Source organism: Rhodococcus sp. 14C212 (assembly GCF_011058195.1).
Classification (GTDB): domain Bacteria; phylum Actinomycetota; class Actinomycetes; order Mycobacteriales; family Mycobacteriaceae; genus Rhodococcus; species Rhodococcus aetherivorans.
The window spans coordinates 1-24,043 of record NZ_JAALEH010000090.1; the positions used below are offsets into that span (position 1 = coordinate 1).

Consider the following 24,043-nt stretch of genomic DNA (forward strand, 5'->3'; position numbering starts at 1 on the left):
TTGCTCTTTATGTTACTGCTTTTGCTCTTATGCTTAGTATTTTTTTTTTTTTTCAAGCAGAAGACGGAATAGGAGATGGTAGAGAGTCTCGGGGGCTGGGAGATGTTTATAAGAGACAGGGGGAGGCGCTGGGGGGCGGCGGGGGAGCGGGGGCGGTCGGACGTGGCGGTCCAGCCCAGGGGCAGACACGCTTCCACCACGGCGATCGAGCGACGGTAGATGTCGATGGGGCGCTCCGGGCGGGGTCCCAGTGCGCTGTCGACCGGTTCTGTGGGCTGGGCGGAAGCTGTCATGTCTTCACCATAAGTAATCGGTACGACACGGAAGCGCCTCAATTCACGAACACGCCGCCATCCAATCCACCCAGCCCGGGGTAGGAGGCCTCGACCCGCGCCCCACCGCGACCCAGCGATCTTGATCGAGAGGGCAATCCGATTCGATCGGGGAGGCGGAACGGACGTGTGAGGAGGGGGCAGGGAAGCCGGCTGGGGTGAGTCGAGCGTCCTGATCTCGACTGGCAACTCGTGTCAATATTCCGAATCGGACGGAAATAACATAAATACCAAAAAACCCCCCTTCACCATCGAATCACACCCAAATACGCCAACGACAAACGCGCCGGTGGCGGCCCAGCGGGCTACAGTCCGGGAATGCCTGCGCCGCGTCCGAATCGCCCGTCTCGCCGGACTCTGCTGGTGTCGCTCGGGGCGGCGGTGACGGCCGTATACCTGGGTGTACTCGTCCTGTTCGGGGTGAGCACGCACGAGTCGCGGGAACGGCGGCCGGTGGGCGTCGATGCCGACTCGGTGCTCGTGGTGGTGACGATGAAGTCGCTGCAGCCGACGGTCGACCGGGTGCATGCGGAGGTCACCATCTATCCCGGGGACTCGTTTCTCGATGCGAACGGGGTCACGCTCGCCGTGCCGTTGAGTGTGCTGCTCGTGCCGGCAGTCTCACAGTCGGAGTTGTTCTTCCCGGCCCATTCCGTGCCCGTCGGCTACCCGGTGGAACTGCTTGCGCGCGGGCAGGCGATCCGCTGGCCGTTCGACACCTTCGATGTCACGCCGGTCGTCGTGGAGGCCGATGTGGGGGAGGGGGCGGAGCGAGAACCGGTGCCGTCGGACGTGCTGATCGACGGTCGCATCGACGGGTGGGCGATCGACCAGGGGACCGTCGTCGCCGCTTCGGAACTCGGCTTTCCCGACGGCGTCGACGGCACCGAGGTGGTGTTCACGCGCACCGGAGGCACTCTCGTGTACGCGGCGATCCTGCTGCTGATGATGGTTGTCCTCGCGGTGCTGGCCGTCTTCGTCGCGGTACAGACGTTCCGGCGGCGCCGCGCGGTGGAGACCGAGATGCTCGCGTGGATGGCGGCGATGCTGTTCGCGGTGGTGCCGCTGCGGGGCATCCTGCCGGGCTCACCGCCGATCGGGTCGTGGATCGACGTGGCGGTGACCATGTGGGTGGTCACCGCCCTCGTCGCGGCTCTGACGCTGTACGTGTACTGCTGGTGGCGCGACAGCCACCCGTCGCTCACTCGACGGTGACGACGATCCGGCCGTCGTGCACGCGCGCCGGGTAGGTGCGGACCGGGTCGATGCCGGGCGCGGTGCATCGGCCGGTGTCGAACCTGAACGCGTACTGGTGCAGGGGACATACGACGAGGTCGTGGTCGATCTGTCCGTCGGCGAGCGGCCCGCCCCGGTGCGGGCACACCGCGTCCAGCGCCCGGACGGCACCGTCGCCGAGCAGGAACACGGCGATCTGCCGTCCGCCCACCGTGTACGTGCGGCCTTCGCCCGGGGTCAGGTCGCCCAGCGCGCCCACCTCGTACTCCATTGCGGTGGTCCGGCTTTCGGTCGTGGTCATCGGACCGGCACCTGCGGCAGCGGAAGCAACGGCAGCGCGGGGCTGAACTGCGCCGGCGACTTCGGGGTGGTCCGTTCGAGCCAGGGGTCCCGGTATCCCGCCACGGCCGTGCCGATGCGTTCGTCGAGTCCGGTCACGATGTCCTCCTCGTCTCGGACCAGCAGCGCCTGGAGCCGGTCGATGCCGATGCGGGGCACGAAGTCGTGGGTCCGTTCGAGCCACTGCGCGTTCTCGCGGTAGTGCTGGATGAACCGGCCGGCGAGGGCGAGGACTTCGTCGCCGGAGCCGACCGTGGCGAGCAGATCGCCCTTACGAATGTGGGCGCCGGCGGCGCCGCCGACGTAGATCTCCCAGCGTCCGTCGCCGACCGCGACGACGCCGAAGTCCTTGCACAGCGCTTCCGAGCAGTTGCGGGGGCATCCGGCCACGGCGAGTTTCAGCTTGGCGGGTGTCTCGAGTCCCTGGAAGCGCTCCTCGAGCGCGATGCCGAGGGCGGTGGAGTCGCCGAGACCGAACCGGCAGAAGTCGCTGCCGACACAGGTTTTGACGGTGCGGAAGCTCTTTCCGTAGGCGTATCCGGAGGGCATGTCCAGGTCGGCCCACACCTTGGGCAGGTCCTCCTTGCGGATGCCGAGCAGGTCGATGCGTTGGCCGCCGGTGACCTTGACCATGGGCACGCCGTACTTGTCGGCGACGTCGGCGATGCGGCGCAACTGGTCCGGGGTGGTGACCCCGCCCTTCATCTGCGGCACCACGGAGAAGGTGCCGTCGCGCTGGATGTTGGCATGGACACGGTCGTTGATGAACAGCGCACCCCGTTCGTCGACCCAGTCCGGGCCCCACACGGTGCGCAGCAGCGACGCGATCGGCATCTTGGCCGTGGCCTCCTCGCGGCCGCCGGTGGCGAGTTCGGCGAAAACCTGGGAGACCGCGCGCAGGTCGCGGCGGCGGATCTCGGCGATCAGGTCCGGTTTGGCGAGTGGGATGCACGGCACGTACCAGTTCGCGGCGGGGTCCTCGGCGAGGGCGCCGCCGGCGGCGCAGGCGACGATGTCGGCGACCAGGCCCTTGCACGAGCCGCAGCCCTTCCCGGCGCGGGTGCGGGCGCACACCTGCGCGAGGGTGTCGGCGCCGTCGTGGACGCAGGCGACGATGTCGCCCTTGCTGACGCCGTTGCAGTTGCACACCTGGGTTTCGTCCGGCAGGTCGGCGGCGACGTCGGCGCCCTGCGGGTCGCCGAGGTCGAACAGCAGCGCCGCGCGGTCCGCCGGGATCTCGAGCGTGCCGTCGAAGGCCTGGGCGAGGGTGGCGGCCCTGCTCACGTCGCCGAGCAGCATCGCGCCGGCGAGCCGGCCGTCGCGCACGACGATGCTCTTGTAGATGCCGCTGCGCGGATCGTAGAACTGGACGAACTCGTCGTCCTCGTGCTCGGGTTCCTTGACCCCCATCGCGGCGACGTCGATACCGGCGACCTTGAGCTTGGTGCTGGTGCGGGTTCCCTGGTAGGCGGCGTGCGGATTCGCCCCGGTGAGGTGCTCGGCGAGGACGACGGCCTGCTCCCATACCGGGGCGACGAGGCCGTACACCTCGCCGCGGTGCTGGGCGCACTCGCCGACGGCGTAGATGCTCGACTCCTCTTCGCAGCGCAGCTGGTCGTCGACGACGATGCCGCGTTCGACGACGATGCCGCCGGCACGGGCGAATTCGGTGTTGGGGCGGATGCCGGCGGTGACCACGACCATGTCGGTGTCGACGACGCTGCCGTCGGCGAACTGCACGCCGGTGACCCGGCTGTGGTCGTCGCGCAGGACGGCCGTGGTGCGGGTGCCGGTGTGGACGGTGATGCCGAGTTTCTCGATCTCGGTGCGCAGCACCCGGCCGCCGCGTTCGTCGAGTTGCTGGTTCATCAGGTGGGTGGGCGAGTGCACCACGGTGACGGTCAGGCCCTGGGTGCGCAGCCCGTAGGCGGCTTCGAGGCCGAGCAGGCCGCCGCCGACGACGACGGCGCGGACGTCGTCGTGGGCGTCGGCCATCTGCAGCATGCCGTTGGTGTCGGCGAGGGTGCGGAAGCCGAAGACGCCGCGGCCGAGCCGGCCGTCGGGTTCGCGCAGGCCGTCCATGTTGGGGAAGAAGGTGTTCGACCCGGTCGCGACGACGAGCAGGTCGTAGGGGACCTGCCGGCCGGATTCGCACGTGACGACCTTGCCGAACCGGTCGAGGTGGGTCGCGCGGTCGCCGGCGTGGAGGGTGACTCCGTTCTCCCGGTACCAGCTCATGGGGTTGAGGACGAGTTCGTCGTCGTCGAGGTCGGTCTGGCCGGCCAGCACGTGGGAAAGCATGATCCGGTTGTAGTTGCCGTACGGCTCGTCGCCGATCATCGTGATCTCGAACTGGTCCCGGCCGCCGCGCGCGAGGATCTCCTCGACGGTGCGGGCGCCGGCCATGCCGTTGCCGACGACGAGCAGCCGTCGGCGCGGGCCGTGGGGGTGCGACGCGGTTGGGGTCATGCGTCCAGGGTTGCCGGGGGCGGTGACGGATCGGCGGCACCGGAGTTACGCGGCGGTCAGGAAGTGCTCACCGCCGCCGGGGTGGGGGTGTCAGCCGGGGGTGGTGTCGCGGCGTGGCATCGCCAGCGGGGCGACGACGGCGAGCACGAGGGCGGGCACGACGAAGCTCGCGACCGGCGCCGCGGCATAGAGCGGCGTCAGCGCCAGCGGGGCGACGGCGCCGCCGGAGAACCGGAAGGCCTGCACCACGGAGACGGCGCCGCCGCGGTTGCGGCCCCGCGAGCCGAGGACCGCGGCGTTGACACCGACGAGCACGCACTGCGAGGCGATGCCGGCGACGAACCAGGCCGCCGCGACCAGCCACAGCAGCCCGGCGGTGCCGGCGACGACGACGAGGGCGGCGCCGGCGAGTGCGCCGAGCAGCACGGTGCGACGGGCGCCGATGCGGTCGATGAGGGTGCCGACGCGGCGGGCGGTGAGGATGCCGGCGACCCCGAATCCGGTCAGGAGCAGGCCCCGCTGGGTGGGGGTCAGGCCGAAGACGTCCTCGGCGCGGAAGGCGAGCAGGAAGTTCAGGCCGCCGAGGGCGCCCCAGCCGAGCAGCGCGACGACGCCGATGCGCAACACGTCGGGGCGCAGCGCGTCGCGCAGCCGCGGCGGCGGCTCGCCGGTGGGCGCGGTCAGTTGTTCGGGCAGCCCGATCACGGCGAGGACGGCGGCGGCGGCGGCGATCACGACGAACGCCCACCGCCAGTCGACCTCGGCGGCCAGGCCCCCGACGAGCGGGGCCGAGGTCTGCCCGGCGGCCTGCATCGCCCCGAACAGGCCCAGGGCGCGGCCCAGCCGCGCCCGCGGCACGGTCGCGGCGAGCGCGGCGAGCAGCAGCGGGGTGGTGAAGGCGTTGGCGACGCCCTGCAGGGCCCGGGACGCGAGCAGCAGCCCGAGGGTGGGGGCGAGCGCGGACGCCAGCGACGCGCAGGTGTAGGCGATGTACGCCGTGCGGACGGTGCGCACCCGTCCCCACCGTGCCCCGAGGGTGCCGGAGACGAGCATGGTCAGCGCGAACGGCCCGAGGTACGCGGTGAGGGTGCTCGCGGCCGCGCCGGCGCTCACGCCGGTGGCCGCGCCGATCTCCGGCAGTACGGACGCCACGACTCCGCCGCCGAAGGGTCCGAGGAAACCTCCGGTGTAGAGGGCGGCACGCTGCAGCGAGGCGCGTGCCGCGCTCACTGGGTGAAGCCGCCGGGGCCCCGTCGCCGCAGGTAACGTTCGAATTCGGCGGCGAGGGCATCGCCGTCGATCTTGGCGATGACCTCGGAGATGTCGGATTCGGCGTCGCCGCGTTCCTCGAGGGCCCGCACGTATTCGGCGATCTCCTCGTCGTCCTCCGTCATCGCGGTGACGGTCTGTTCCCACTCTTCGGCGAGGATCGGCAGTTCGCCGAGAGGCACCTCGAGGTCGAGGACGTCCTCGACGCGGCGCAGCAGCGCGACGGTGGCCTTGGGGTTGGGGGGTTGCGACACGTAGTGGGGGACGGCGGCCCAGAACGACACGGCGGGCACACCGGCACGCACGCACGCGTCCTGCAGGACCCCCGCGATGCCGGTGGGGCCCTCGTACCGGGAGCCTTCCAGGTTGAAGCGCTTGGCGGCGTCGGTGCTGTAGGCGGTGCCGGTGACGGGGACGGGCCGGGTGTGCGGGGTGTCGGCGAGCAGGGCGCCGAGGATGACGACGGTGTGCACGCCGATCTCGTCGGCGAGTTCGATGATGGCGTCGCAGAAGCTGCGCCAGCGCATGTTGGGTTCGATGCCGCGCAGCAGCACCACGTCGCGGTCGCTGCCGGGGGGTGAGCAGACCGACAGGCGGGTGGCGGGCCATTCGATCTCGCGGGTGACGCCGTCGACGAGACGCGCCATGGGGCGGTTGACCTGGTAGTCGTAGTAGTCCTCGGAGTCCAGTTCGGCGAACGGTTCGGCGTCCCAGATGAGCTCGAGGTGTTCGACGGCGCCGCTGGCCGCGTCCCCGGCGTCGTTCCACCCTTCGAACGCGGCGACCAGCACCGGGTCACGCAGGGTGGGCACGTCCGGTTCCGGGGTCTCGGCGAACTCGCTTGCACTCACCTGTCCAGCCTACGGCGAGACCCGGACGGGCCGCCCACTAGTCTGGAACGCATGTCCACCCCATTGCACTCTGCCTTGCTCGATGCGCTTTCGCAGCGCGTTGTCGTGGGAGACGGGGCGATGGGCACGATGTTGCAGGCCGCGGATCTGAGTCTGGACGACTTCCGCGGCCTCGAGGGGTGCAACGAGATTCTCAACGACTCCCGGCCCGACGTCATCCGGGGGATCCACCGGGCGTACTTCGAGGCCGGGGCGGATGCCGTCTCCACCAACACCTTCGGCTGCAACCTGCCCAATCTCGCCGACTACGACATCGCCGATCGCATCCGTGACCTGTCCGAACGCGGCGCCCGCCTGGCCCGGGAGGTGGCCGACGAGATGGGTCCCGGCCCGGACGGCATGGGCCGGTTCGTGCTCGGCTCGATGGGTCCGGGCACGAAGCTGCCCACCCTCGGTCACGCCCCGTTCGCCACGCTGCGCGACGCCTACACCGAGTCGGCGCTGGGCATGCTCGACGGCGGCGCCGACGCCATCCTCGTCGAAACCTGTCAGGACCTGCTGCAGGCGAAGGCCGCGATCGTCGGCAGCCGCCGCGCGATGGAGCGGGCGGGCCGGCGCATCCCGATCGTCACCCACGTGACGATGGAGACGACCGGCACGATGCTGCTCGGCAGCGAGATCGGGGCGGCCCTGACGGCGCTCGAACCCCTGGGCATCGATCTGATCGGGCTGAACTGTGCGACCGGCCCGGAGGAGATGAGCGAGCACCTGCGGCATCTGTCCAAGCACGCCCGGTTGCCGGTGTCGGTGATGCCGAACGCGGGCCTGCCGGTGCTGGGAGCGAACGGCGCCGAGTACCCGTTGACGCCGGAAGAGCTGGCGGAGGCGCTGAGCGGATTCGTCGCCGAGTTCGGTCTGGCGCTGGTCGGCGGCTGCTGCGGCACCACTCCCGAGCACATCCGGCAGGTCGCCGCGGCGGTGCGCGCGACCGAGCGCGCCGAGCGCGGCCCCCGGCCGGAGCCGGGCGTGTCGTCGCTGTACTCGGCGGTGCCGTTCGAGCAGGACTCGTCGATCCTGATGATCGGGGAGCGCACCAATTCGAACGGGTCGAAGGCGTTCCGGGAGGCGATGCTCGCCGGGGACCACCAGAAGTGCCTGGACATCGCGAAGGACCAGATCCGCGACGGCGCGCACCTGCTGGATCTGAACGTGGACTACGTGGGCCGCGACGGCGCCGTCGACATGGCGGACCTGGCGGGCCGGCTGGCGACGGCGTCGACGTTGCCGATCATGATCGACTCGACGGAGCCGGATGTGATCCGGGCCGGCCTCGAGCATCTCGGGGGCCGGTGCGCGGTGAACTCGGTGAACTACGAGGACGGCGACGGCCCCGGTTCGCGGTTCCAGCGGATCATGGAGCACGTCGTCGAGCACGGCGCCGCGGTGGTGGCGTTGACCATCGACGAGGAGGGCCAGGCTCGCACCGCCGAGCACAAGGTGCGCATCGCCGAGCGGCTGATCGCGGATCTGACCGGCACGTGGGGGCTCGGCGAGGAGGACATCATCGTCGACGCCCTGACGTTTCCGATCTCCACCGGTCAGGAGGAGGTCCGCCGGGACGCCATCGAGACGATCGAGGCGATCCGCGAGATCAAGCGGCGGCATCCGCGGGTGCACTTCACCCTGGGCATCTCGAATGTGTCGTTCGGCCTGAACCCCGCGGCGCGGCAGGTGCTGAACTCGGTGTTCCTGCACGAGTGTGTGCAGGCGGGGCTGGACACGGCGATCGTGCACGCGTCGAAGATCCTGCCGATGGCGCGGATCCCGGACGAGCAGCGCGAGACGGCGCTGGATCTGGTGTACGACCGGCGGCGCGAGGGCTACGACCCGCTGCAGACGCTGATGGCGCTGTTCGAGGGGGTGTCGGCGGCGTCGTCGCGGGAGTCCCGCGCGCAGGAGCTGGCCGCGCTGCCGCTGTTCGAGCGGCTCGAGCGGCGGATCGTCGACGGCGAGCGCAACGGGCTCGAGGCGGATCTGGACGAGGCGATGCGGACGACCCCGCCGTTGGCGATCATCAACGACACGCTGCTGTCGGGGATGAAGACGGTCGGGGAGCTGTTCGGTTCGGGGCAGATGCAGCTGCCGTTCGTGTTGCAGTCCGCCGAGGTGATGAAGGCGGCGGTCGCGCATCTCGAGCCGCACATGGAGTCCACCGGCGACGAGGGTAAGGGCCGGATCGTGCTGGCCACCGTCAAGGGCGACGTGCACGACATCGGCAAGAACCTCGTCGACATCATCTTGAGCAACAACGGCTACGAGGTGGTCAACCTCGGCATCAAGCAGCCGATCGCGACGATCCTGGACGCGGCGGTGGACAAGAACGCCGACGTGATCGGCATGTCCGGGCTGTTGGTGAAGTCGACCGTGGTGATGAAGGAGAACCTCGAGGAGCTCAACCATCGCGGGGTGGCGGAGCGGTTCCCGGTGCTGCTCGGGGGTGCCGCGCTGACCCGCTCCTACGTGGAGAACGACCTGGCCGAGATCTACGAGGGTCAGGTGTCCTACGCGCGCGATGCGTTCGAGGGCCTGCATCTGATGGACCGGGTCATGGCCGTCAAGCGCGGCGACGGGCCGGCGCCGGACAGCCCGGAGGCGATCGCGGCGAAGGAGAAGGCCGCCGAGCGCAAGGCGCGGCACGAGCGGTCGCGGCGGATCGCGGAGAAGCGCAAGGCCGCCGAGACGCCGGTCGAGGTGCCGGAGCGCTCCGATGTGGCCGCCGACCTCGAGGTGCCCACCCCGCCGTTCTGGGGCACCCGGGTGGTCAAGGGCGTGGCTCTGGCCGACTACGCCGGCCTGATCGACGAGCGGGCCCTGTTCCTGGGGCAGTGGGGGCTGCGCGGGCAGCGCACCGGGGACGGGCCGACGTACGAGGAGCTGGTGGAGACCGAGGGCCGACCGCGACTGCGGTACTGGCTGGACCGGCTGTCCACCGAGGGGATCCTGGCGCACGCTGCGGTGGTGTACGGGTACTTCCCGGCGGTGTCGGAGGGTGACGACGTGGTGGTGCTGGCCGAGCCGCATCCGGACGCCGCCGAGCGCTACCGGTTCACGTATCCGCGGCAGCAGCGCGGCCGGTTCCTGTGCATCGCCGACTTCGTGCGGTCGCGGGCGGATGCGCGGGCGAAGGGGCAGGTGGACGTGCTGCCGTTCCAGCTGGTGACGATGGGGCAGCCGATCGCGGACTTCGCGAACGAGTTGTTCGCGTCGAACTCCTACCGGGACTATCTGGAGGTGCACGGCATCGGCGTGCAGCTGACCGAGGCGCTGGCCGAGTACTGGCACCGGCGGGTCCGGGAGGAGCTGGTGCTCTCCGGCGGCCACACCCTGGCCGAGGAGGATCCGGCGGACGTGGCCGAGTTCTTCAAGCTCGGCTACCGCGGGGCGCGGTTCGCGTTCGGGTACGGGGCGTGCCCGAATCTCGAGGACCGCGTCAAGCTGGTCGAGCTGCTCGAGCCGGGCCGGATCGGGGTGGAGCTGTCGGAGGAGCTGCAGCTGCACCCGGAGCAGTCCACCGACGCGTTCGTCCTGCATCACCCGGAGGCGAAGTACTTCAATGTCTAGTGCGGTGACCACGTCGACGCTGCGGGCCGTCCTGTGGGACATGGACGGCACCCTGCTCGAATCGGAAACGTTGTGGGACATCGGGATCCGGGAGCTGTCGCTGCGCCTGGGCGGGCCGATGACGGACGAGACGCGGCGGGCGACGATCGGGGCGTCGAGCGCGTTCGCGTTGCGGACGGTGTTCGCGTCGCTGGAGCTCGAACCGGATCCCGACGCCCTGGCCGCGGCGAAGGCGTGGCTGTACGGGCGCATGGGGGAGTTGTTCGCGCAGGGGCTGCCGTGGCGGCCCGGGGCGCGTCGGACGCTGGGGGCCGTGCGCGCCGCCGGGCTCGGGTCGGCGCTGGTGACCAACACCGACCGGACGTTGTGCGAGTTCGCCCTGGACACGCTCGGGCGCGAGCACTTCGACCATTCGGTGTGCGGCGACGAGGTGCCGGCCGGCAAGCCGGATCCGGCTCCGTACCTGCGGGCGGCGCAGCTGCTGGACCTCGAGCCGGCACAGTGCCTGGCGGTGGAGGACTCGCCCACCGGAGCGGCGGCGGCGGAGGCCGCGGGCTGCACGGTGCTGGTGGTGCCGTCGCTGACGGAGGTGCCGACTTCGCCGCGGCGGGTGTTCCGCGCGACCCTGGACGGGCTGACCGTCGCGGACCTGCACGCGCTGCACCTGCCCGGGGCGTGCTGAGGTGGCGATCCCGAAGATTGTGCTGTTCTACCGGTTCACGCCGCTGGCCGATCCGGAGGCGATCCGCTTGTGGCAGCACACCCTGGCGGCGTCGAACGGTCTCACCGGTCGCATCCTGATCTCCGAGCACGGCATCAACGCCACCGTCGGCGGCGACATCGCCGACGTGAAGCGGTACGTGCGCGGCACCCGCGCGTACGCGCCGTTCGCCGACGCCGACATCAAGTGGTCGGATGGCACCGGGCGGGACTTTCCGCGCCTGTCGGTGCGGGTGCGGCCGGAGATCGTGACCTTCGGGGCGCCGCACGAGCTGAAGGTCGACGAGCACGGGGTGGTCGGCGGCGGGGTGCACCTGTCGCCGCACGGGCTGCACGAGCTGATCGGCGAGCGCGGCGACGAGGTGGTGTTCTTCGACGGGCGCAACGCGTTCGAGGCGGAGATCGGCCGGTTCCGCGGGGCGGTCGTGCCGGACGTGGCGACCACCCGCGAGTTCGTGTCGGTGCTCGACAGCGGCCGCTACGACCACCTCAAGCCGCGTCCGGTGGTGACCTATTGCACGGGCGGGGTGCGCTGCGAGGTGCTGTCCGCGTTGATGCGCAACCGCGGGTTCGAGCAGGTGTATCAGCTCGACGGCGGCATCGTCCGGTACGGCGAGACGTTCGGCGACGACGGGCTGTGGGAGGGTTCGCTGTACGTCTTCGACGGCCGCACGAACGTCGAGTTCTCGGACGCCGCGGCGGTGCTGGGCCGGTGCACGCTGTGCCGGGCGCCGACGTCGCGCTACCGCAACCACCCGGACGTCAACGGCCGGGAGCTGAGCCTGGTGTGCGAGGCCTGCGTGCCGGACCCGGTCGGACCCTGACGGTGGCTGCGCCGCCGCTGCCGGTGCGCGACGGCCTCGGCCCGGACCGGCTGCGGCTGCCCGTCACCGATCCCGCCCCCACGATCCTCGGGTTCCTGCGCGGCGCCGAGCCCGGCGAGGACTGGCACCGCCACGTCGCGGCCGGTGAACTCGTCGACGAGCACGGCCGGCCGGTGACCGCGCAGACCCGGTATCAGCCGGGTCGGTTCGTGTACTTCTACCGGGAGCCGCCACCGGAGGTGCCGGTGCCGTTCCCGGTGACGGTCCTGCACCGCGACGAGGGGCTCGTCGTGGTGGACAAGCCGCACTTCCTGGCGACGATCCCGCGGGGCGCACACATCCGGGAGACGGTGGTGGTGCGGCTGCGCCGTGAGCTCGGGCTGCCGGACCTGGTCCCGGTGCACCGCCTGGACCGGATGACGGCGGGCGTGCTGCTGTGCACCACCGATCCGGGGTTGCGGGGGCCGTACCAGCAGCTGTTCGAGCGGCAGCGGGTGCGCAAGGTGTACGAGGCGATCGCTCCCTACCGTCCCGGACTCGAGTTCCCCCGCACGGTGCGCAGCCGGATCCGGAAGCGGCACGGCGAGCTCACGGCCGTGGAGGAACCCGGCGAGCCGAACTCCGAGACGCGGATCGAGCTGCTCGAGCGGCGCGGGGACCTGGCCCGGTACCGGCTGCATCCGCGGACCGGGCGCACCCATCAGCTGCGGCTGCACCTGAGCTCGCTGGGGGCGCCGATCGTCGGGGACAACTTCTATCCGCGGCTGCGGCGCCGCGCGCCGCACGATTTCTCGGATCCGCTGCGGTTGCTGGCGCGGACGCTCGAGTTCGACGATCCGCGCACCGGGCGGCGCCGCCGGTTCGACAGCGGCCTCGCCCTCGAGTTCTGACGGTCCGGGCCGGGCACGCGGGGCGGTCGCGGCACTGGGTGCGGGAGCACGCCGCGGTCATGAAACAATGAACCCCCGTGAAGACCTTCGATTCCCTGTTCGCCGAGCTGTCCGAGCGTGCCGTCACCCGTCCCGAGGGGTCCGGCACCGTCGCCGCCCTGGACGCCGGCGTCCATGCGCAGGGCAAGAAGGTGATCGAGGAGGCCGGCGAGGTGTGGATCGCCGCCGAGTACCAGAGCGACGAGCAGCTGGCGGAGGAGATTTCGCAGTTGCTGTACTGGGTGCAGGTGCTGATGGTCGGGCGGGGACTGAAGCTCGAGGACGTCTACAAGCATCTGTGACGGCTCGCCGTCGGGCAGCCGCCCGGGGCCGGCCGTCGTGCCCTCGAGGCCTCCCGCAAGTTCCTCCCTGCTCTTCGCACCGCTGCCGAAAGGACCGTCCATGCTGCGCGTCGCAGTTCCGAACAAGGGCTCGCTGTCCGAGTCCGCCGCCGAAATCCTGCGCGAGGCCGGATACCGGCGCCGCACCGACTCGCGCGACCTGACCGTCATCGACCCGGTCAACGACGTCGAGTTCTTCTTCCTGCGCCCGAAGGACATCGCCATCTACGTCGGGTCCGGCGAACTCGACCTGGGCATCACCGGCCGCGACCTGGCGCTGGATTCGGCCGCGCCGGTCACCGAGCGGCTCGCGCTGGGGTTCGGGTACTCCTCCTTCCGCTACGCGGCGCCGAAGGGCCGGGACTGGAAGATCGAGGACCTCGCCGGCCTGCGGGTCGCCACGTCGTACCCCAATCTGGTCCGCCGCGATCTGGCGGCGCGGGGGATCGAGGCGACGGTCATCCGCCTCGACGGCGCGGTGGAGATCTCCATTCAGCTCGGGGTGGCCGACGCGATCGCCGACGTCGTCGGCTCCGGCCGGACGCTGCGCCAGCACGATCTGGTGGCGTTCGGGGAGTCGCTGTGCGACTCGGAGGGTGTGCTGATCGAGCAGGAGGGCGCGAGCCGCGGCGATTCGGCGCGCAACCAGCTCGTCGCCCGCATCGAGGGCGTGGTGTTCGCGCAGCAGTACGTGATGCTCGACTACGACTGCCCCAAGCCGGTTCTCGACGAGGCCGTGCAGATCACCCCGGGTCTGGAGTCGCCGACGATCTCCCCGCTCGCCGACGACTCGTCGGTGGCGGTGCGGGCGATGGTGCCGCGCAAGGGCCACAACGCGGTGATGGACCGGCTCGCCGAGATCGGGGCGCGGGCGATCCTGGCGACGGACATCCGGTCGTGCCGCGCGATGCGCGGCGCCGAGTAGCCGCTCCCGAGTGCCCGTCGCGTCAGCGCGGCGGGCCGGTGCCGGCGCCGGCGACGATCGCGGCGAGGCCGAGTGCGGACAGCGACGTCAGTGGTCTCGTCGTGAGGAGCAGGCACCTGAGTCCGAGGAGCACGGACGTCCACCACGGTGCCGCGCGCAGTGATCCGCGGTCGGATGCCGGGGCTCCCGGGCGGGGTGTGGTCAGCGGCGGCGGACCTGCACCGTCTGGGCGATCCGGCCGACCGCGCCGTCCTCGTCGTACAGCACCCCGGCGGTCATGCCCACCCCGTCCGGGCCGGTGGACGTCTCGGCGCTGATGCCGACCCACTCGCCGACCGGTTCACGGAACAGGTGCACCGTCAGATCGGTGTTGAGGAAGGTCCAGACGGCGGGGTCGAGCTTGGAGCCGACGCCGTTGGCGACATCGGCGACGGTGAACAGCCGCTCGACCGGGGTCGGGGCCTCGCCCTCCACGAGGGCCAGGTCGGTGCGCAGCCACGCCGCCGAGGGTCCCGGCGCCCCGATCGGGGTGATCGTGCGCCAGTCCAGGGTGCGCACGAACCCGGTCTGCCAGAACTCCGAGCCGGGGTGTTCGACGATGCCCTGTGCCGGCGGCGGCAACGGCGCGTCCGCGGCGTGGGCGACCTCGGGCAGGTCGGCGGTCTGCATGCGCCAGGCGGTACCGCGGGCCACCGCCCGGCGGGTGCCGTCCGGGCCGGCGGCCCACAGCTCGGCGACGACGAGTTCGACCTTGCGGCCGGGCCGGTCGATGCGGGTGCGGACCTCGATCTCGGTCAGCGGCACCGGGCCGAGCAGTTCCACGCAGACGCGGGTGAGCCGCGCGCCGGGGCGGCCGCCGCAGCGTTCGAGGGCGCGGGCCAGCAGCGCCGACGGCGGGGCGCCGTGCTGCATCGTCGGCGCCCACGTGCTGACCGTGTGGGCGGTGGGCCGGAACCGTTCGACGGCAGCGTCCCCGTCGCCGGGGTCGCCGTCGTTGATCGGCACGAAGTACGCCGCGTCGCTCACTCGCTCGTCTCCTCCTCGGTACGGGCCGCGCCGGCGGGCTCGTCCGGCCGGCCCGGATAGGGCGGGGCGGTGCCGCCGAATGCCGGGCACCGCACCCGATGATCGCACCACCGGCACAGCGGCCCCGGATTGGGCCGGAAGTCGCCCGCGGCGGTCGCGGCCCGCACGGCCGCCCAGATGGCCCGCACGGTGCCCTCGAAGCGGCGCAGCTCGTCCTCGTCGGGGGTGTAGTCGAGCACCTGTCCGTCCGCCAGGTACAGCAGCCGCAGCCGCGCCGGCACCACCCCGCGGGTGCGCAGCACCACGAGCGCGTAGAACTTCAGCTGGAACAGCGCCGCCGCCTCGCCGGTCTCCCGGGGCGCCCGGCCGGTCTTGTAGTCGACCACGCGCACCAGCCCCTGGGGGGAGATGTCGATCCGGTCGACGAAGCCCCGCAGCCGCAACCCGTCGTCCAGTTCGGTCTCCACGCGCAGCTCGCACGCCTCCGGGGTGAACCCGGTGGGATCCTCGAGTGCGAAGTAGCGGGCGACGAGGGCGCGGGCCTCGGTGAGGAACCGGTCGCGCTCGCCCGGGCCGATCACCTCGGCCAGGTCGGGCGCGTCCTCGAGCAGCCGCTGCCACGCCGGTGCCACCAGCTCGCCGGCCGGGCCGGGCCGCCGGTCGGCGGCCGGCAACGCGAACAGCGCCTCGAGGGCCGCGTGGACGACGCTGCCGCGCAGCTGGGCCCGGGAGGGGACCTCGGGGATCCGGTCGATCGCCCGGAACCGGTACAGCAGCGGGCAGCGTTTGAAGTCGGCGGCGCGCGACGGCGACAGCGCCGGCGGCCGCGGGGCCGCGGGCCGGTCGTCGGTGGGGTGCGTCGTCGCGGCTGTGCTCACACCTGGCAGGGTATGGCCCGGGACCGACACGGTGTCGGTACCGGCGGAGCGGACGAAGGTGGATACGGCGATGGCAGCAGGTGGACTCGGGCGCAGCGGACCGTTCGAGGTCGGTGACCGGGTGCAGCTCACCGACGCCAAGGGCCGCAAGTACACGGTGGTGCTCGAGGCGGGCAAGGAGTTCCACACCCACCGCGGGGGCATCCTGCACGACGCGCTCCTCGGCACGGACGAGGGCAGCGTCGTCACCTCCACCAACGGCACCCCCTACCTGGCGCTGCGGCCGCTGCTGACCGACTACGTGCTGTCCATGCCGCGCGGGGCGCAGGTGATCTACCCCAAGGACGCCGCGCAGATCGTGCACGAGGGCGACGTGTTCCCCGGCGCCCGGGTGCTCGAGGCGGGCGCCGGTTCGGGTGCGCTGACCTGTTCGCTGCTGCGGGCCGTGGGACCGACCGGCCGGGTGATCTCCTACGAGGTGCGCGACGACCACGCCGAGCATGCGGTGCGCAACGTCGAGACCTTCTTCGGGGAGCGGCCCGGGAACTGGGATCTCACGGTGGGCGACGTCGCGGACTACGACCTCGACCGGCACGGTCCGGTCGACCGGGTGGTGCTGGACATGCTGGCCCCCTGGGACGCGCTCCCGACGGTGGCGAAGGCGCTGGTGCCCGGTGGGGTGCTGATCGTGTACGTGGCGACGGTGACTCAGCTGTCGAAGGTGGTCGAGGCGCTGCGCGAGCAGACCTGCTGGACCGAACCGCGGTCGTGGGAGTCGATGGTGCGCGGCTGGCATGTGGTCGGCCTGGCCGTGCGTCCGGAGCACCGGATGCAGGGACACACCGCGTTCCTGGTCAGCGCCCGCCGCCTCGCCGAGGGCACCGTCACACCGAAGCCGCAGCGCCGGCCCAGCAAGGGCTGACCGCCCCCGCCCGAGCCGGTCACGAGCAGCTCAGCGACCCCATCGCCAGGACCTGGCAGGTGCTCTCGTCCGCCAGCCGCCAGGTGCCGTCCTCCCGCTCGAACGTCAGCGGCATCGGGGCGCCGCCGTGCGGACCGGTGACCTGCACGGTCGCCGCGACCGTGTCGTCGTCGACGGCGTTCACGGACTCGACGTCGGCGGTGAGCGGGTAGCCGGCGAGCACCCCGTTGAACTGCTCGAGCAGCGTGCCCCGGGTGTCGCCGTCCTCGACCGCCACGGCCTTGTCCGCCGCCGGCACCGCCGGGTCGAAGAACGTCGCCAGCACGGCTTCGAGCTCGCCCTCGGACGCCGCGGCGGCGGGGCCGGCCGCGGACGTCGTCGCGGCGGAGGCGGTGGGCGACTCACCGGCCCCGATGGAGTCGTCGGCGCCGCAGGCGGGCAGCGCGGTCAGGGCGGCGACGGCGACGGCGACGATTGCCCGTCTCGTGCGAGTGGTCACGGGAATCCTTTCGACCCGGCAGGGAGAAAGGCAAGGCTAACATCGGTATCGGGGCTTCGGGCCCGCCGCCGTGAGGAATCCGACACGCATTCGCAGCATGTCGATTTCGCGTCGCACCACACAGTCGGCCGTCTGCCGGTAGCGTGGAAAGACCGATAGTGGAGGGAGTCGCACATGAGCTCGACAGAGAACCCGGATTCGGTTGCGGCGGCACAAGAACTCGAAGCGCTGCGCGCCGAGGCGACCGCCCTGCGGCGGCGGCTCGTCGAACCGTCCGAACAGGTCCGTGACCTCGAGGCCCGGATCGACTCCCTGACCGTGCGCAACGGCAAGCTGATGGACACGCTCAAGGAGGCGCGTCAGCAGCTGATCACCCTGCGCGAGGAAGTCGACCGGCTCGGTCAGCCCCCCAGCGGCTACGGGGTGCTGCTCGGCATCTACGACGATCAGACCGTGGACGTGTTCACCTCCGGCCGCAAGATGCGGGTCACGGTGTCTCCGAACCTCGAACCCGATGGTTTCGTCTCCGGCCAGACGGTCCGGTTGAACGAGGCGCTGACCGTCGTCGAAGCCGGCGGATTCGAGCGGGTCGGAGAGATCACCACCCTGCGCGAGGTCCTCGACGACGGCACCCGCGCCCTCGTCGTCGGACACGCCGACGAGGAGCGCATCGTGTGGCTGGCCGAGCCGCTCGCCGCCGCGGCCGCCGCGGCGGCCGGCACCGTCGAGGTGAGCGCGGACTCCGAGCCGTCGTTCAAGCTGCGGCCCGGCGACTCGCTGCTGGTCGACAGCAAGGCCGGCTACGCCTTCGAGCGCATCCCCAAGGCCGAGGTCGAGGACCTCGTCCTCGAGGAGGTTCCCGACGTCGACTACAACGACATCGGTGGTCTCGGCCGGCAGATCGAGCAGATCCGCGACGCGGTGGAACTGCCGTTCCTGCACAAGGACCTGTTCCGTGAGTACGCGCTGCGCCCGCCCAAGGGCGTGCTGCTGTACGGCCCTCCCGGTTGCGGCAAGACCCTCATCGCCAAGGCCGTCGCCAACTCGTTGGCCAAGAAGATCGCCGAGGCCCGCGGCGAGGACTCGAAGGAAGCCAAGTCCTACTTCCTCAACATCAAGGGCCCCGAGCTGCTCAACAAGTTCGTCGGCGAGACCGAACGCCACATTCGGCTGATCTTCCAGCGTGCCCGCGAGAAGGCCTCCGAAGGCACCCCGGTGATCGTGTTCTTCGACGAGATGGACTCGATCTTCCGCACCCGCGGCTCCGGTGTGTCCTCGGACGTCGAGACCACGGTGGTGCCGCAGCTGCTGTCCGAGATCGACGGCGTCGAGGGTCTCGAGAACGTCATCGTGATCGGCGCGTCCAACCGCGAGGACATGATCGATCCGGCGATCCTGCGGCCCGGCCGGCTCGACGTGAAGATCAAGATCGAGCGGCCCGACGCCGAGGCGGCGCTGGACATCTTCTCCAAGTACCTCACCGAGGGACTGCCGGTGCACGCCGACGATCTCGCCGAGTTCGGCGGGCACCGCGGGGCGTGCGTGCGCGCCATGATCGAACGGGTCGTCGACCGGATGTACGCCGAGAGCGAGGAGAACCGCTTCCTCGAGGTGACGTACGCCAACGGCGACAAGGAGGTCCTGTACTTCAAGGACTTCAACTCCGGCGCGATGATCCAGAACATCGTCGACCGCGCCAAGAAGTACGCGATCAAGTCGGTACTCGAGACCGGCGCGCCCGGTCTGCGGGTGCAGCACCTGCTCGACTCCATCGTCGACGAGTTCGCCGAGAACGAGGACCTGCCCAACACCACCAACCCGGACGACTGGGCACGGATCTCCGGGAAGAAGGGCGAACGCATCGTCTACATCCGCACCCTGGTCACCGGCAAGAACGCCAGCGCCAGCCGGGCGATCGACACCGAGTCGAACACGGGCCAGTACCTGTGACGCCGTGTCGGTGGGGTCGCCGCGTCCCGCGGCGGCCCCACCGGCGCGCGACGCGACCGGCAGGAGGGTGACCGTGCCGCTGCCCCGCGCCCTGGCCCGGTTCAACCGGGTCGTCACCAACCGGCTCACCCGGCCCCTGGCCGCACACCTACCGCTGACGGCGGTGCTCGAGCACAACGGCCGGCGCACCGGGCGCCGCTACCGCACCCCGGTGCTGGTGTTCGGCCGCGTCGGCGGTTACCGCATCGCCCTGACCTACGGCCCCCGCACCGACTGGGTACGCAACGTCCTCGCCGCCGGCGGCTGCACCCTGCACACCCGCGGCCGCCGCATCGACCTCGTCGACCCCGTGCTCGGCCGCGACCCGGCCGCGCGGTGGGCGCCGCCCGGCGTCCGCACGCTCCTGCGCACGACCGGCTCGGTCGAGTATCTCGACGCCGCCGTCCCCCCGCCCGCCGCCCGCCCCGAGCCGCCCGGCCCGGCCGGACCGGCACCGATCACCTAATCTCGACGTCATGCAGCGGATCATCGGCATCGAGGTCGAGTACGGGATCTCCTCACCCAACGAGCCCACAGCGAACCCGATCCTCACGTCCACCCAGGCGGTCCTGGCGTACGCAGCCGCCGAGGGGGTGCCGCGCGCCAAGCGCACCCGCTGGGACTACGAGGTCGAGTCCCCGTTGCGCGACGCCCGCGGATTCGACCTGGGCCGCTTCAACGGTCCGGCCCCCGTCATCGACGCCGACGAGGTCGGCGCCGCCAACATGATCCTCACCAACGGCGCCCGGCTGTACGTCGACCACGCCCACCCCGAGTACTCGGCGCCGGAGGTCACCGACCCCATCGACGCGGTGATCTGGGACAAGGCCGGCGAACGGGTGATGGAGGCCGCCGCCCGGCACGCCTCGAGCGTGCCCGGCGCGCCGCGCCTGCAGCTGTACAAGAACAACGTCGACGGTAAGGGCGCCTCGTACGGCACCCACGAGAACTACCTCATGGCCCGCGACACCCCGTTCTCGGCGGTGGTGGCGGGGCTGACCCCGTTCTTCGTCTCCCGGCAGGTGATCACCGGTTCCGGCCGGGTCGGCATCGGCCAGTCCGGCGACGAGGCCGGATTCCAGTTGTCCCAGCGCGCCGACTACATCGAGGTCGAGGTCGGGCTCGAGACCACCCTCAAGCGGGGCATCATCAACACCCGCGACGAGCCGCACGCCGACGCCGACAAGTACCGGCGCCTGCATGTGATCATCGGCGACGCCAACCTCGCCGAGATGTCGACCTACCTCAAGGTCGGCACCACCGCGCTGGTGCTGGACCTGATCGAGGCCGGGGTGGACCTGTCGGACCTGCAGCTGGCCCGGCCGGTCACCGCCGTGCACCACATCAGCCACGACCCCACGCTGCGCAAGACCGTCGCCCTGAGCGACGGCCGGGAGCTGACCGGCCTGGCGTTGCAGCGGATCTACCACGAACGCGTCGCGAAGTTCCACGACGGCACCGACGACAAGCGGGTGCGCGACATCCTCGACAAGTGGGCGATGATCCTCGACCTGCTCGAACGCGACCCCATGGAGTGCGCGCACCTGCTGGACTGGCCGGCCAAGCTGCGCCTGCTCGAGGGCTTCCGCAACCGGGAGGGCCTGGCGTGGTCGGCGCCGCGGCTGCACCTGGTGGACCTGCAGTACTCCGACGTGCGGCTGGACAAGGGCCTGTACAACCGGCTCGTCGCCCGCGGCTCGATGGAGCGTCTGGTCGCCGAACAGGATGTGCTCGATGCGGTGCACACCCCGCCCTCGGACACCCGCGCGTTCTTCCGCGGCGAATGCCTGCGCCGGTTCGGCGCCGACATCGCCGCCGCCAGCTGGGATTCGGTGATCTTCGACCTCGGCGGCGAATCCCTGGTGCGCATCCCCACCCTCGAGCCGCTGCGCGGCAGCCGCGCGCACGTCGGCAAGCTGCTCGACTCGGTGGATTCGGCGGCCGAACTGGTCGACGAACTGACCAGCTGACCCCTCGGGGCGGGCGCGACACGCGCGTAGTCGCGCGGAGTGTCGCATCTGCTCGGTAGGGTGGAGGTCCGAGCAGTCGGAGCTCGCACCGGCCGAGGCCGGAGCGGGCCCCACGAACGAACGAGGAGGTCGACCGCTATGGCTCAGGAGCGGACCACACGCGGTGGCGGAGGCGACGACGACGAGGTCGTCGGCGACGGCGGTGCCGGTCAGGAACGACGCGAGAAGCTCGCGGCCGAGACCGACGACCTGCTCGACGAGATCGACGACGTGCTCGAGGAGAACGCCGAGGACTTCGTGCGTGCGTACGTGCAGAAGGGCGGCCAGTGACAGCGGAGCGTTCGCCGATCCCGTTCCCCGTCCACCCGCCGCGCATGCCGTTCGGTTCCCCGCTGTCCTCGTTCTCCGACCACCTGCGCATGCATGCGCCGGAACTGCTGCCGGAGAACCGTCCCGGGCTGCGGGGCGCCGACGCGGACATCGCCCCGCACGGCACCACGATCGTCGCCGTGACGTTCGCCGGGGGCGTACTCATCGCCGGTGACCGGCGCGCCACCATGGGCAACATGGTCGCCAGCCGCGACGTGGAGAAGGTGTTCGTCACCGACAGCTACTCCGCGGCCGGCATCGCCGGCACCGCCGGTCTGGCCATCGAGCTCGTGCGCCTGTTCGCGGTGGAGCTCGAACACTACGAGAAGATCGAGGGTGTGCCGCTGACCTTCGACGGCAAGGCCAACCGGCTGTCGTCGATGGTGCGCGGCAACCTCGGGGCTGCGATGCAGGGCCTGGCGGTGGTGCCGCTGCTGGTCGGCTACGACCTCGAGGCGCCGGAACCGCAGCGCGCCGGCCGGATCGTGTCCTACGACGTGGTCGGGGGCCGCTACGAGGAGCGCGCCGGCTACCACGCGGTGGGCTCGGGCTCGCTGTTCGCCAAGTCGTCGCTGAAGAAGCTCTACCGCGCCGACGCCGACGAGGCGGCCGCGCTGCGCACCGTCGTCGAGGCGCTCTACGACGCGGCCGACGACGACACCGCCACCGGCGGCCCGGACACCACCCGCGGCATCTATCCCACCGCGGTGGTCATCACCGCCGACGGCGCCACCGAGGTGCCGGAGCAGACCTTGTCGGCGCTGGCCCGCACCGTCGTCGCGGACCGCACCGTCTCCGAGCACGGGCAGGGAGGTGCGCAGTGACGCTGCCGTACTATGCGTCCGCCGAGCAGATCATGCGCGATCGCTCGGAACTGGCGCGCAAGGGCATCGCCCGGGGTCGCAGCGTGGTCGTGCTGACCTACGCCGACGGGGTGGTGTTCGTCGCCGAGAACCCGTCGAAGGCGCTGCACAAGGTCAGCGAGCTCTACGACCGCATCGGGTTCGCCGCGGTCGGCAAGTACAACGAGTTCGAGAACCTGCGGCGCGCCGGGATCGTGCACGCCGACATGCGCGGCTACTCCTACGACCGGCGCGACGTGACCGTGCGGTCGCTGGCCAACGCGTACGCCCAGACCCTGGGCACCATCTTCACCGAGCAGCCCAAGCCGTACGAGGTGGAGATCTGCGTCGCCGAGGTCGGCCGCGCCGACTCCGCCGACACCGCGCAGCTGTATCGGATCACCTACGACGGTTCGATCGTCGACGAACCGCAGTTCGTGGTGATGGGCGGGCACACCGAACCCATCGCCACCGCCCTGCGCGAGTCGTACCGGCCGGGGCTGTCCCTCGCCGAGGCGGTGCAGGTCGCGGTGCAGGCGCTGCAGCAGGTGCCCGCCGCCGGGGCCGAGATCGGCACCCGGGTGCTCGGCCGCGCCGAGCTCGAGGTGGCGGTGCTCGAGAAGCCGCGCCCGCGTCGCGCGTTCCGCCGTATCACCGGCGCCGCGCTCGACCAGTTGCTGCCCGGCACCGGCGAGCGGTCCGGCGACGACACCGGCACCACCGGGCCGGACGGATCGGGGCCCGTTCAGGGTTCCTGATCGAGGGGCCGGTAGAGGGTCAGCTCGCCGGGGACGCTGCGGAACTCGAACAGCGCGCCCTTGGCGAGCACCTCACCGTCGGTGGCCAGGGCGACCCGGCCGCTGCGCACCCGCACCGACAGCGCCGGCGCTTCGCGCCGCACATGGATCGGGGACCCGGCGAGGCTGCCGGTGACCGCGGCCGCGAGCAGCCGCGTCCGCGACCAGTGCAGGTCGGCCCGCAGATACCGCACGTCCAGGGTGCCGGTGTCGATGCGGGGCCGTGACATGGGCACCCGGTCGTCCGGCGCGTACCGGCCGCTGCCGACGAACAGCAACCACACCGCGGTGGGCACCCCGTCCAGCGACAGCCGCAGCGGGCTCGCGGTGGCGAGGACCGCGGCCAGCGCCGCCGCCGCGGCCGGCCACTTGCCGATCCGCGGCTCCCAGCGTTCACGCAGCCGCACCGAGTCCGGATAGCCGCCCACGCTGGCGGTGTTGACGAACACGTGCCCGCCCCAGGCAGGACCGTCCGGGCCGGACCGATCGGCACCGTCCGGGCCGGTGCCGTCCACCCGGACCCGGCCGAGGTCGACCCGCAGCGCCTGCCCGCGTTCGACCGCGCGCACGGTCTGCTCCAGGTCGAGCAGCCCGGCGTCGCGGGCGAAATGGTTCAGGGTGCCGCCCGGGAACACCGCCAGCGGCAGCCCGTGCGCGACGGCCGCGCTCGCCGCGGCCCGCACGGTGCCGTCCCCACCGTGGACGCCGAGCGCTGCGGGGGTGTGCTCGGCGACGAACCGGTCCAGTTGGGCGGTGAACTCCTCGTCCGGATCGAGGGTGACCACCCGCGCCTGGGGCAGCGCCGCCGCGATCATGCCCGCGTCGTCGTCGCGGCCGGCGCCGGGGTTGACCAGTACCAGCAGGTCCCGGCCCTGCGGCAGGGCGGGGGCCGGGC

Annotated in this window: 22 protein-coding genes and 1 pseudogene; 14 read left to right on the forward strand and 9 right to left on the reverse strand. The window is 71.4% G+C overall.

Features of this window, described 5'->3' with window-relative positions; all coding sequences use genetic code 11:
* Positions 1 to 293, reverse strand: a pseudogene (locus G6038_RS31010) (hypothetical protein); the annotation flags it as partial.
* A gap of 396 nt (positions 294 to 689) precedes the next feature.
* Between G6038_RS31010 and G6038_RS25420 the strand changes: the two are divergent.
* Positions 690 to 1,547 (forward strand): DUF4436 family protein, encoded by an 858-nt coding sequence (locus G6038_RS25420; RefSeq protein WP_165040944.1) that lies wholly within the window; start codon positions 690 to 692, stop codon positions 1,545 to 1,547.
* Here G6038_RS25420 and G6038_RS25425 read toward each other — a convergent pair.
* The 4 genes from G6038_RS25425 to G6038_RS25440 all read right to left on the reverse strand — a co-directional run bounded on the left by G6038_RS25425 (position 1,534) and on the right by G6038_RS25440 (position 6,496).
* A complete protein-coding gene (locus G6038_RS25425) occupies positions 1,534 to 1,869 on the reverse strand; it encodes a Rieske (2Fe-2S) protein (RefSeq protein ID WP_165040913.1) in 336 nt (111 codons plus the stop codon). The two genes, G6038_RS25420 and G6038_RS25425, sit on opposite strands and share 14 nt — an antisense overlap.
* On the reverse strand, positions 1,866 to 4,376 hold the full coding sequence (gene nirB, locus G6038_RS25430) for a nitrite reductase large subunit NirB (RefSeq protein ID WP_165040915.1): 2,511 nt from the start codon (positions 4,374 to 4,376) through the stop codon (positions 1,866 to 1,868). Before nirB ends, G6038_RS25425 begins: the two co-directional genes overlap by 4 nt.
* Before the next feature lie 90 nt (positions 4,377 to 4,466).
* Positions 4,467 to 5,606 carry an MFS transporter gene (locus G6038_RS25435; RefSeq protein WP_165040917.1) on the reverse strand — a complete coding sequence of 380 codons (1,140 nt, stop codon included), beginning with the start codon at positions 5,604 to 5,606 and terminating at the stop codon, positions 4,467 to 4,469.
* Complete coding sequence (locus tag G6038_RS25440) at positions 5,603 to 6,496, reverse strand: PAC2 family protein (protein WP_165040919.1); 894 nt, start codon at positions 6,494 to 6,496, stop codon at positions 5,603 to 5,605. Before G6038_RS25440 ends, G6038_RS25435 begins: the two co-directional genes overlap by 4 nt.
* A 51-nt stretch (positions 6,497 to 6,547) precedes the next feature.
* Between G6038_RS25440 and metH the strand changes: the two genes are divergently transcribed.
* The 6 genes from metH to hisG all read left to right on the forward strand — a co-directional run bounded on the left by metH (position 6,548) and on the right by hisG (position 13,856).
* Positions 6,548 to 10,117: a methionine synthase gene (gene metH / locus G6038_RS25445; protein WP_165040921.1), complete on the forward strand. Its 3,570-nt coding sequence runs from the start codon at positions 6,548 to 6,550 to the stop codon at positions 10,115 to 10,117.
* Positions 10,110 to 10,799, forward strand: a complete 690-nt coding sequence (locus tag G6038_RS25450; RefSeq protein WP_165040923.1) for an HAD family phosphatase — start codon at positions 10,110 to 10,112, stop codon at positions 10,797 to 10,799. The genes metH and G6038_RS25450 overlap by 8 nt, the downstream gene beginning before the upstream one ends.
* Before the next feature lies 1 nt (position 10,800).
* Entirely contained in the window at positions 10,801 to 11,661 is an 861-nt protein-coding gene (locus G6038_RS25455; protein WP_165040925.1) for a rhodanese-related sulfurtransferase, read from the forward strand.
* Positions 11,662 to 11,663: 2 nt separating this feature from the next.
* Positions 11,664 to 12,551, forward strand: coding sequence for a pseudouridine synthase (locus tag G6038_RS25460; RefSeq protein WP_165040926.1), 888 nt, complete (start codon positions 11,664 to 11,666; stop codon positions 12,549 to 12,551).
* 77 nt (positions 12,552 to 12,628) lie between these two features.
* On the forward strand, positions 12,629 to 12,892 hold the full coding sequence (locus tag G6038_RS25465) for a phosphoribosyl-ATP diphosphatase (RefSeq protein ID WP_003937712.1): 264 nt from the start codon (positions 12,629 to 12,631) through the stop codon (positions 12,890 to 12,892).
* Between the two features lie 100 nt (positions 12,893 to 12,992).
* Entirely contained in the window at positions 12,993 to 13,856 is an 864-nt protein-coding gene (gene hisG / locus G6038_RS25470; RefSeq protein ID WP_100058804.1) for an ATP phosphoribosyltransferase, read from the forward strand.
* A 201-nt stretch (positions 13,857 to 14,057) separates the two neighbouring features.
* Here hisG and G6038_RS25475 read toward each other — a convergent pair whose 3' ends face one another.
* Complete coding sequence (locus G6038_RS25475) at positions 14,058 to 14,882, reverse strand: thioesterase family protein (RefSeq protein ID WP_165040928.1); 825 nt, start codon at positions 14,880 to 14,882, stop codon at positions 14,058 to 14,060.
* Entirely contained in the window at positions 14,879 to 15,760 is an 882-nt protein-coding gene (locus G6038_RS25480) for a RecB family exonuclease (protein WP_165040930.1), read from the reverse strand. Before G6038_RS25480 ends, G6038_RS25475 begins: the two co-directional genes overlap by 4 nt.
* Before the next feature lie 70 nt (positions 15,761 to 15,830).
* On the opposite strand from G6038_RS25480, the gene G6038_RS25485 reads away from it, so the two are divergent.
* Positions 15,831 to 16,682 carry a tRNA (adenine-N1)-methyltransferase gene (locus G6038_RS25485; RefSeq protein WP_165040932.1) on the forward strand — a complete coding sequence of 284 codons (852 nt, stop codon included), beginning with the start codon at positions 15,831 to 15,833 and terminating at the stop codon, positions 16,680 to 16,682.
* A gap of 19 nt (positions 16,683 to 16,701) precedes the next feature.
* Here the strand turns inward: G6038_RS25485 and G6038_RS25490 are convergent, their stop codons facing one another.
* On the reverse strand, positions 16,702 to 17,181 hold the full coding sequence (locus G6038_RS25490; protein ID WP_165040934.1) for a nuclear transport factor 2 family protein: 480 nt from the start codon (positions 17,179 to 17,181) through the stop codon (positions 16,702 to 16,704).
* Positions 17,182 to 17,355: 174 nt separating this feature from the next.
* Between G6038_RS25490 and arc the strand changes: the two genes are divergently transcribed.
* From arc to prcA, 6 genes are all read left to right on the forward strand, one after another.
* A complete protein-coding gene (gene arc / locus G6038_RS25495; RefSeq protein ID WP_165040936.1) occupies positions 17,356 to 19,131 on the forward strand; it encodes a proteasome ATPase in 1,776 nt (591 codons plus the stop codon).
* Positions 19,132 to 19,204: 73 nt separating this feature from the next.
* The gene (locus G6038_RS25500) at positions 19,205 to 19,636 is read left to right on the forward strand and encodes a nitroreductase family deazaflavin-dependent oxidoreductase (RefSeq protein WP_165040938.1); all 432 of its coding nucleotides are present in this window, start codon (positions 19,205 to 19,207) and stop codon (positions 19,634 to 19,636) included.
* A gap of 10 nt (positions 19,637 to 19,646) precedes the next feature.
* Complete coding sequence (gene dop / locus G6038_RS25505; protein ID WP_165040940.1) at positions 19,647 to 21,140, forward strand: depupylase/deamidase Dop; 1,494 nt, start codon at positions 19,647 to 19,649, stop codon at positions 21,138 to 21,140.
* A 138-nt stretch (positions 21,141 to 21,278) separates the two neighbouring features.
* Positions 21,279 to 21,470 carry a ubiquitin-like protein Pup gene (locus G6038_RS25510; protein WP_003937722.1) on the forward strand — a complete coding sequence of 64 codons (192 nt, stop codon included), beginning with the start codon at positions 21,279 to 21,281 and terminating at the stop codon, positions 21,468 to 21,470.
* A gap of 44 nt (positions 21,471 to 21,514) precedes the next feature.
* Complete coding sequence (gene prcB, locus G6038_RS25515; RefSeq protein ID WP_206025608.1) at positions 21,515 to 22,333, forward strand: proteasome subunit beta; 819 nt, start codon at positions 21,515 to 21,517, stop codon at positions 22,331 to 22,333.
* Positions 22,330 to 23,109 carry a proteasome subunit alpha gene (gene prcA / locus G6038_RS25520; RefSeq protein ID WP_165040942.1) on the forward strand — a complete coding sequence of 260 codons (780 nt, stop codon included), beginning with the start codon at positions 22,330 to 22,332 and terminating at the stop codon, positions 23,107 to 23,109. Before prcB ends, prcA begins: the two co-directional genes overlap by 4 nt.
* On the opposite strand, the gene G6038_RS25525 is transcribed toward prcA, so the two are convergent.
* Positions 23,097 to 24,043 (reverse strand): diacylglycerol kinase family protein (locus tag G6038_RS25525; protein ID WP_276613899.1); only part of this gene is annotated, 947 nt, incomplete at its 5' end. The genes prcA and G6038_RS25525 overlap by 13 nt on opposite strands.